The organism is Acinetobacter sp. HR7, assembly GCF_000773685.1.
GTDB classification, from domain to species: Bacteria; Pseudomonadota; Gammaproteobacteria; order Pseudomonadales; family Moraxellaceae; genus Acinetobacter; species Acinetobacter thermotolerans.
In genome coordinates this window covers 20305-29455 of sequence record NZ_JPQO01000214.1, presented here as the reverse complement: position 1 = coordinate 29455, position 9151 = coordinate 20305, and the positions used below count along the sequence as shown (strand labels likewise).

General features: G+C 44.3%; 7 protein-coding genes and 1 tRNA gene. 1 reads left to right on the top strand and 7 read right to left on the bottom strand.

The window, feature by feature from the left end:
- Nucleotides 1–150: 150 nt before the first annotated feature.
- From GW12_RS13755 to efp, 7 genes are all read right to left on the bottom strand, one after another.
- Nucleotides 151–227, bottom strand: a tRNA-Val gene (locus GW12_RS13755).
- Nucleotides 228–253: 26 nt separating this feature from the next.
- On the bottom strand, nucleotides 254–2260 hold the full coding sequence (locus GW12_RS13750; protein ID WP_034588593.1) for a DUF3488 and transglutaminase-like domain-containing protein: 2007 nt from the start codon (nucleotides 2258–2260) through the stop codon (nucleotides 254–256).
- 9 nt (nucleotides 2261–2269) lie between these two features.
- Complete coding sequence (locus GW12_RS13745; RefSeq protein ID WP_034588598.1) at nucleotides 2270–3178, bottom strand: DUF58 domain-containing protein; 909 nt, start codon at nucleotides 3176–3178, stop codon at nucleotides 2270–2272.
- Nucleotides 3179–3186: 8 nt separating this feature from the next.
- Complete coding sequence (locus GW12_RS13740) at nucleotides 3187–4146, bottom strand: MoxR family ATPase (RefSeq protein WP_034588590.1); 960 nt, start codon at nucleotides 4144–4146, stop codon at nucleotides 3187–3189.
- Between the two features lie 434 nt (nucleotides 4147–4580).
- A complete protein-coding gene (locus GW12_RS13735) occupies nucleotides 4581–4883 on the bottom strand; it encodes a YbdD/YjiX family protein (protein WP_034588589.1) in 303 nt (100 codons plus the stop codon).
- Between the two features lie 10 nt (nucleotides 4884–4893).
- Nucleotides 4894–6993, bottom strand: a complete 2100-nt coding sequence (locus tag GW12_RS13730; protein WP_034588587.1) for a carbon starvation CstA family protein — start codon at nucleotides 6991–6993, stop codon at nucleotides 4894–4896.
- 181 nt (nucleotides 6994–7174) lie between these two features.
- Nucleotides 7175–7744, bottom strand: a complete 570-nt coding sequence (gene efp / locus GW12_RS13725; protein ID WP_034588585.1) for an elongation factor P — start codon at nucleotides 7742–7744, stop codon at nucleotides 7175–7177.
- A gap of 379 nt (nucleotides 7745–8123) precedes the next feature.
- Here efp and epmB point away from each other — a divergent pair, with 379 nt between their 5' ends.
- The gene (gene epmB / locus GW12_RS13720) at nucleotides 8124–9140 is read left to right on the top strand and encodes an EF-P beta-lysylation protein EpmB (protein WP_034588583.1); all 1017 of its coding nucleotides are present in this window, start codon (nucleotides 8124–8126) and stop codon (nucleotides 9138–9140) included.
- Nucleotides 9141–9151: the final 11 nt, after the last annotated feature.

The window sequence follows — 9151 nt, the reverse complement described above, 5'->3', positions numbered from 1 at the left end:
AAGATTTCATAACTATATGATTTTAAAGGTTTTGATTATTTTTTGATCCAAAATTAAATTTATTTAAATCAGATGCTTACATATTTATGCAACAAAGCCTATTAAAAATAAAAAAACCTCCTAAATTATTTTAGGAGGTTTTCTGAATCTTGGTAGGCATATCCAGACTCGAACTGGAGACCTCTACGATGTCAACGTAGCGCTCTAACCAACTGAGCTATACGCCTAGAATGCGTTGCATATTATAAACTTTTCAAAGTGAAGACAAGTTTTTTCCTTGACTCTTAATGATATATGCACATTTTTTAAGCAAATCATTGAATTCACTAATATCTTTTGAATCCATGGATTGATCCGCATACTGGCTTCTTTCATAAATATTCACCGCTTGCTGAAAAACCATACTCTGTTTTATATCTGCCTCAGTAGATAAACGTTGCATCCACTGCCTAAAGGTTTCAGCTGATTGTCGATGTAAGTGTTTACTCAGTGATTTTTCCAGACGAGAAATTGCATGCTCAAATGGAGATCGTTGTTGTATATTTCGCACATAAATCCAGAGAAAATAACTGATCATCAGAAGCAGCATACTTGCTATCAGAATCCAAACGGCTGCATAAGCAGAATGGAGACCAAGTTTAGACATCCAGCTACGTTGCGATTCTGCATTATAGCCCACCACTTTGCTTTGCCATTGATAACTCGCATAGTCACTCCAGATACGCAGCTTGGTCAGCATTTGATAATGGGCTGCCCATTTTCCTTCCCCTAACACGGTCTCATCCTGAGAAATTATATGTTGCATCCCCTCATCAATCCGTTGTGGGGCAATCATCGCAGTCGGGTCTATCCGCTGCCATTGATTATTGACCCAGACTTCGGTCCAGGCATGTGCATCCATCTGCCTCACTTCCCAGCTTTTACCATCCGGGGCCAATGAACCGCCCTGATAACCTGTGACGACTCGTGCAGGAATTCCAGCATAACGCATTAGCATCACGAAACTCGAAGCAAAATGTTCACAGAAGCCACGGCGGGTCTGGAACAAAAACTCATCAACACGGTTTTGACCTAAGGTTCCCGGAGTCAAGGTATAGACAAACTGGTTCTGGCGATACCAGTTCAGTACATTCTGGATATAGCGCTGTGGACTCTCACTCTGTTTGGCTAAACGGACAGCCAATGCTTGAGTTTTTGGATCAAATTGCGCTGGTGTCCGCGTATTCAACTGCTGTAAGTAATTACTATGAGAGACTGGCTGCTTTACCTGTGTGCCAATCCAACGTAAATGAATCGGCTCCATACGTTGCGTCAAACGGCGCGGAACAATGCCCCAGTCATAACGGCTGTAATAACGGCGCTCCAAAGGTATCGACTTTTCCAGTCCCATTACCCACAGCACGGATGGATCGGAAGCCAAATACTGATAATCCCACCCCGCAGGTAAAGGATTCACATCCGGCTGGGAGCGAAATTGCGGCTGCTGGTTAACAGCACTGCTGATCCAGGTTTGGCCATCATATTCATCTAGTACCAACGCTCGCCAATACAATTCTGAACGTGGTGGCAGCTTTCTGATATCACCAATAATCCGGAATGCCAGTGCACTGGACTGCGAAAGCTCAGCAATATCACCAGGAGACATACGATCACTGATCCCAGTCACCCCTTTCTTTTCGGGAATGGGTATATGCCACATGGGTGGCAGACGTGGAAAAAAGATGAACAGTAAGATAAAAAATGGCAGCGCATACAAGATAAACTTGCCGACATGCTTGGCATCTTGCCTTAAGGCGCGTTCCTGTGCCTGAGCATCGGGTCCAAATTCACTGGTCTGCACCCGGTAGAGTCCAATCAGGCAACTGAGCAGACATAATAAAATGCCAAAAGTCATGATAAAGGACTGGCTAAACAGGAAAGTACTGGCAGCTACAAACAGGGCAAAATTAAACAGGATAATCAGGTCACGCTTGGTCTTGGTTTCAAAAGCCTTGGCAAATAAAAAAGTTGACAGGACAGAAACACCTGCCTCAACACCCAGAAAACTTTGATAACTAAAATAAATGACTGCCAGTGCGATAATTGTTAGTAACAGTACCCAGGTTTTAGACAAAGTGGTTTGCTTTCTGAAATTCAGCCAGAGCAAGACCAGCATCAAGGTAAAAATACCGCTGAGCCCAACAGGTAAATAACTGACCTGCACAGCCAGAATCAGGCTCAGGCTGAGTAAAATCGCAGTACGAATGCTGGCCGTCATCATGATTATTCCCTAAGCCTGTGCCAGCAAGAGTTTGGCCTGATGCAACTGCTCATTGCCTGCACCTCGATCCAATTGGCTGTGGGGTAAATGCAGACTATAGGCCAGTTGCTGCTGCTCACATTGTTCCACCAGTCCCATCATCAATTGCAGTTTTTCTTCATGCGACTGGCTGGGCATATGGCCATAGTGAATTTCCAGCTGCCTGTCCTGATTCTGGTATTGCTCAAATATCTTGGTATAGAGTCCCTGACCACGTGCCACCTGCTTCCAGGACACGGCATGTAAAGACTCACCCACCTGATAATTACGCAATTCTCGAAACTCATCCAGATCCGGTTCAAACTGCTGCTGGGCATGTTTATTTTCAACAGCGGAATGTTCTGCTTTGGGTGCAATCCAGCTGCTATGCTGGTGATACAGATAAGACCAGGCCCGAACCAAGCCAAAAGGATATAAGGAATAGATCTGAATCACCGGAAATTCGAACTTGCCGCGCTGAGCCGCATAAAATGGAATAGTGAAATGTTGCTTATTCTGGTTGATGAGCACTTTATGCAACTGCTCACCCGCCTTTAGATAAAGATACCTTGACTGGGTAATCCCCTGATGAAAATAAAAATGCAGCTGTAAATCTTGTCCCACCTGCCCGACTTCATCGGAAACAATTTCAATCGTTAAACCATGCAGCTGCTTAAAAGTCAGATAAAAACTGATACACAGCACTGCACTGATCAGAAAACAGAAACCTAAAATCAGGTTATTGGCATAGTTCACACCCGCAATAAAGGTGATCAGAATCAGTACCAGATAGAGATAGCCCTGCTGGTAAATAAAGACCAGTACATCACGCTGCGTCAGCTGTTTCTGCTTCCTGAACTGAAAACGCTTACTGAGCCAGCTCTGCCAATACTTTGCCAACATCAGACTTAACTCACTGCGACTTGCTGCATCACATTCTGTGTTTCAGCTTCACTTAAGCCCAGACGATGTGAAGCTACGGCGACAAACACCGCCTGTACATCATCCGGCGTTACGAAGGCACGACCTTCAATCAATGCATACGCCTGTGCAGCGCGTTTCAAAGCCAGCAAACCACGTGTTGATAAACCATAACGGTTTTTACGGGTTTCAGCAGCAAGATCCAGCAGATATTCCTGTACTAGATCACTGATATGCACCTGCTGCACCAAACTTTGCAACTCCAGTATCTGGTCTTCATTAAAGACATTTTGCAAAGTGGCAATCAAGGCAAAACGCGATTCCTGTTGCAACAGCAATTTCTCAGCCTGGCGCGATGGATAACCTAGAGATAGCCGCATAAGGAAACGGTCGAGTTGTGATTCTGGCAAGGCATAGGTACCGCTTTGAAATAACGGGTTTTGGGTAGCAATCACCCAGAATGGCTGAGGCAAGGCATAACGCATACCATCGACCGTGACAAAACCCTCTTCCATGGCTTCCAGTAAGGCACTCTGAGTTTTCGGACTACAGCGGTTAATTTCATCGGCCAGCAGAATCTGGGTAAAAATCGGCCCCTGCTTAAACTCGAACTGATGTTCTTTCTGGTTAAACATGTTGATCCCAATCACATCGCTGGCCAGCATGTCATTAGTAAATTGAATCCGCTGAAACTTCAAACCTGCGAGATGCGCCAGGCTGCTGGCCAAAGTGGTTTTGCCGAGTCCTGGCAGGTCTTCAAACAGCACATGCCCACCAGCAATTAGACAGCATAAGGCCAGTTTGGTCTGTGCCTGCTTATCCAGCACAATCGCATTGACTTCTTCTAGAAATTTCTGAATATGGGGGGTATAGCTGGCAATTTGTTGTTCCAGCTGAGCCGTTATGTGCACAATATCATGATTGACTTTCTGCTTTATGCCCCACATCACTTTTTTCCATATAAATTAGTTGTTTGTGATTAAAATACACTCTTTTTTAAATAGACAGAAGCGCAATAATATATCTTTACACTGGATTGCTGGATGAATCCGCCAAAACTTCAAATAAAATCCTGTTTACTTTGAACCTTAAACCAGAGCGCTAAGGCTCTAGAATACTTAGAGAGGCAAGCCCTTTATCTAAGAGACCAAGTCTTTAAATTAATCTGGAAAAAGTGACCAGTTTTTATTTTAAAAATTGATTCATGCAATTCAAGGTATAAAACCAATACCTTAATAGTCTATGAATGAAATAATCCTTCTTAAATCTATTCACCATTCTTTTACATTCCCCCTCTCAGAAGACTAAAACCAAATCTCCTCATCTCCACTTTTTTCAGCAATAAAAAAGCGCCCCGAAAGGCGCTCTTTTTACTGATCCATTAACATGGACATTTCTTCATGCCACCGCCAGCAGATGGATAACGGGCATCTACACAGTAACGGTAAAAGGTTTTGGCATCCATCACCTCCAGATCCGGATGATGCTGTTTCATGTGCGCCAGATAATTCTGGTAATCCGGCACACCCACCATCAAACGGAAACTCTGCTGCAGCCGTTGCCATAACGTCGCAATACGTGACCAGTTCTTCGGATTCAGGATCAGCTCCTTTTGCGACATGACGGTCATTTTGATGATCTTGTAGATCACCGTTTTTCCGCTTTTGGCAAATTTCAAATTCATCGCCTTCTCCTTAGTGATGTGCAGTCGGCTTGATTTCCGCCGGATCACGGTAAACTGCTGGGGATTCATGTACCGTTGGCTCAGGGTTTGCCAGCGCACGACGAATCACGCCAAATGCCGCAAACAGCATCACAAATGCCACAATCATAAAGAATGCACACAGACCAGCATTGACCTGGTTTGCCATCGCAACGGTTTGCATCTCGGCCATGGTTTTCGCAGGCGCCAGGATTTCATTATTGGCAATCGAATTATTGAAACGCTCAGCCTGTGCCAGGAAACCAATTTTTGGATTTTCATGGAAAATCTTCTGCCAACCCGCAGTCATGGAGGTCACAAACAGGAATGCGGTTGGTAACACAGTCACCCACACGTATTTCTCTTTCTTCATCTTGAACAGGATCACAGTACCAAGAATCAGTGCCATTGCTGCCAGAATCTGGTTACCGATACCAAAGAGTGGCCATAAGCTGTTAATACCGCCGAGTGGATCAACCACGCCCTGATACACGAAGAAGCCCCAGCCTGCCACAGCTACTGCAGTCCCGATCAGGTTACCAATAAAGCTAGAAGAATGTTTTACCGCTGGAATCACGATACCTACAGTATCCTGAACCATGAAACGGCAAGCACGGGTACCCGCATCTACCGCGGTCAGAATAAACAGTGCTTCAAACAGTATGGCAAAGTGGTACCAGAACGCCATCATTTCACGACTATTAAAGATTTCGGTAATGATATGCGCCATACCAATCGCAAACGTTGGTGCACCACCGGTACGAGACAGGATTGAATTCTCACCCACTTCCTGAGCCAATACAGTTAATGCTTCTGGAGTCACCACAAAACCAAGGTTACGTACTGCTTCTGCTGCGGTATCTACCGTCGTACCCAATAATGCAGCTGGCGAGTTAATCGCGAAATACACGCCTGGATCCAGAATCGCGGCACAAATCAGCGCCATGATCGCAACGAAAGATTCCATCAACATGCCGCCATAACCGATCATACGAATATCAAGTTCGTTATTGACCAGTTTCGGTGTTGTTCCTGAAGACACTAATGCGTGGAAACCGGAAATTGCACCACAGGCAATGGTAATAAACAGAAATGGGAACAATGAACCCGCAAAGACAGGACCCGTACCATCTACAAATTTAGTGAATGCTGGCAGCTTCATTTCTGGCATCGCAAACAGGATTCCGATCGCCAGACCAACAATGACACCAATTTTTAGGAAGGTGGATAGATAATCACGCGGTGCAAGCAGCAACCAAACAGGCAATACCGATGCGATAAAACCATAGATGATCAGTGCCCAGGTCAATTCAGTACCAGTCAGGGTAAAGAATGGTCCCCAGTATGGGTGTTGCGCGATATTTTCACCGTAAATGATGCCGAGCATCATCAACACAAAACCAATAATAGAAACTTCTGCAATGCGTCCCGGACGGATAAAACGCATGTAGATACCCATAAATAGTGCAATCGGAATCGTTGCAGCGATACTGAACACACCCCATGGACTGTTGGTCAGGGCTTTGACGACAACCAGTGCCAATACCGCCAAGATAATGATCATCACACCCAAGGCACCAAGCATGACGACAATGCCGGCAAAAGTACCGAGCTCTTGTTTTGCCATTTCACCCAGTGAACGGCCGTCACGGCGGGTCGAAATAAATAGTACTAGAAAGTCTTGTACTGCACCAGCCAATACCACACCGACCAAGAGCCAGATCGTACCGGGCAAATAACCCATCTGTGCCGCCAGAATTGGCCCTACTAAAGGACCTGCACCGGCAATCGCAGCAAAGTGGTGACCAAATAAAACGCCTTTATTGGTCGGAACATAATCCAGACCATCATTTAAACGATGTGCTGGCGTCAGGCGGCTGGCATTCAGTCCAAACACCTTGTCCGCAATAAATAAACTGTAGAAACGGTAAGCAATGCTGTAGATACAGGCAGCGGCCAAAACCAGCCAGACTGCATTGACATGCTCACCACGATTGAGCGCAAGAATCCCAAAGGATACTGCTCCGACAATGGCTATGATGAGCCACATGATTTTCGAAGTCATGCTTGACTTCGTTTGTAGAGTTTCCATTCAATCCCTCATATTTTGTTGCATTAAATCAGCGCGATTCTTGTTGTTCGAGGTACTGCTGTTTTTCCCTTGCGACTTTACGCCTGTTCTTTTTGACTGCCTCTAAGACTTTGGATGTATAGGCATTAAAAAAGGGATGATTATTCATCATCCCTTTCGATCATAGTCTATTTTTAGACTATTATGCACGTTCTAAATATTCACCAGTACGAGTGTCTACACGAACGCTTTCGTCTTGTTGAACGAACAATGGAACACGTACCACAGCACCTGTTTCCAGTTTCGCTGGTTTACCGCCACCGCCAGAAGTATCACCACGAACGCCTGGATCAGTTTCAACGATTTTCAGTACAACGAAGTTTGGAGCACTTACTGACAGTGGAACACCGTTCCAAAGCATAATTGTACAAAGTTCATTCGAGTCATCTTTTAACCATTTTGCAGCATCGCCCATGGCTACTTTATCAGCCGCGATCTGTTCAAATGATACAGGATCCATGAAGTTCCACATTTCGCCGTCGTTGTATAAGTAGTTCATTTCTACTTCTACGATGTCAGCTGCTTCTAATGTGTCACCAGATTTAAATGTTTTTTCTAAAACTTTACCAGTTTTCAGGTTACGTAATTTAACACGGTTAAAAGCTTGGCCTTTACCTGGTTTTACGTATTCATTTTCCATGATTGAACATGGGTTACCGTCAAGCATAACCTTAAGGCCTGACTTGAACTCATTCGTAGAATAATAGGCCATGACTGGCGCACTCCAAACTTACTAACTTTAATCTATCAATGCTATGGGCTGTTGCAATGTCATTTAGCAAGTCTGACACGAACATGGAATGCCACATGCACATTCATTTGATGCTGCGTATTCTAAATGACCAATACACTATGTCGCAATGAAAAATTCCTATTTAACAGCGCTTCGCTGTTTAAGTTACAGTCAGATATCATCCTGCATGCATTGTCCTGTAGTTCCAGACATTCACATGAGGAGGTGATTTCCAACTTAATCCAGTATGCTGATCTTTCAAACTTTATCCAATCTGGCTGGCTTTTTACTATAGACAAACTGTTAAACTACGCGCATCTGAGCAGATGCTTTTAACTGATTCTATTTATTCTTTTACATGACTGACCTTCTTTTTCAGGAACAACACTGGCAATCACAACTAAGTGACTTGATCACCGATCCACAGGAATTATTACAGCAACTGCAGCTTGTACCTGAGCAACTGCTTTCTGGTGCGTTACTGGCTTCAGAACAGTTCAAACTGCGAGTCCCACGTGCATTTGTCAGCAAAATGCAGCTTGGTAACCCTTTTGATCCACTCTTATTACAAGTGCTACCGCATCATCTGGAACTGCAAGAACATCCTGATTTTGTCACCGATCCACTGGGCGAAGAACAGGCGAACCAGCAGCCGGGTGTATTGCATAAATATAAGTCACGTTTTCTGCTGACATTAACAGGTGCCTGTGCCGTACATTGCCGATATTGCTTTCGGCGTCACTTTCCTTATCAAGCAAATTTACCGAAGAATGAAGACTGGGAAAACATCCGGAATTATCTTGAAAGCCAGCCGGATATTAATGAAGTGATTCTCAGTGGTGGCGATCCACTGACCCTGTCCAACCGTAAAATTCAACTCTGGATTGAGCGTTTAGAATCATTACCACAGCTGAAATTCTTAAGAATACATTCACGTGTGCCAATCGTGATTCCAAACCGAATCGATGAAGAGCTGACAAGCATATTAAAAAACAGTAGGCTACGTATAATTCTGGTGGTACACTCAAATCACGCATCAGAGCTGGATGATTTCACCTGCAGCAAACTGAATCAGTTGGTGCAGCAACAAATTACCATGCTCAATCAGGCCGTGTTACTCAAAGGGGTGAATGACAGTGCGCCTGTATTAGTTGATTTAAGCTACCGCTTGTTCGACGCTGGGGTGATGCCGTATTATTTACATGTACTTGATAAAGTAAAAGGGGCGCATCATTTTGATTTGTCACCTGAACGAATTAACGAGATTTATACTGAAGTTTTAGCGAGCCTACCGGGGTATTTGGTTCCTAAACTTGTTCGGGAAATTGCGGGCGAAAAAAATAAGACACCGCTTTTTGGGGTTTCAACATTTTGAGTTAAATAATA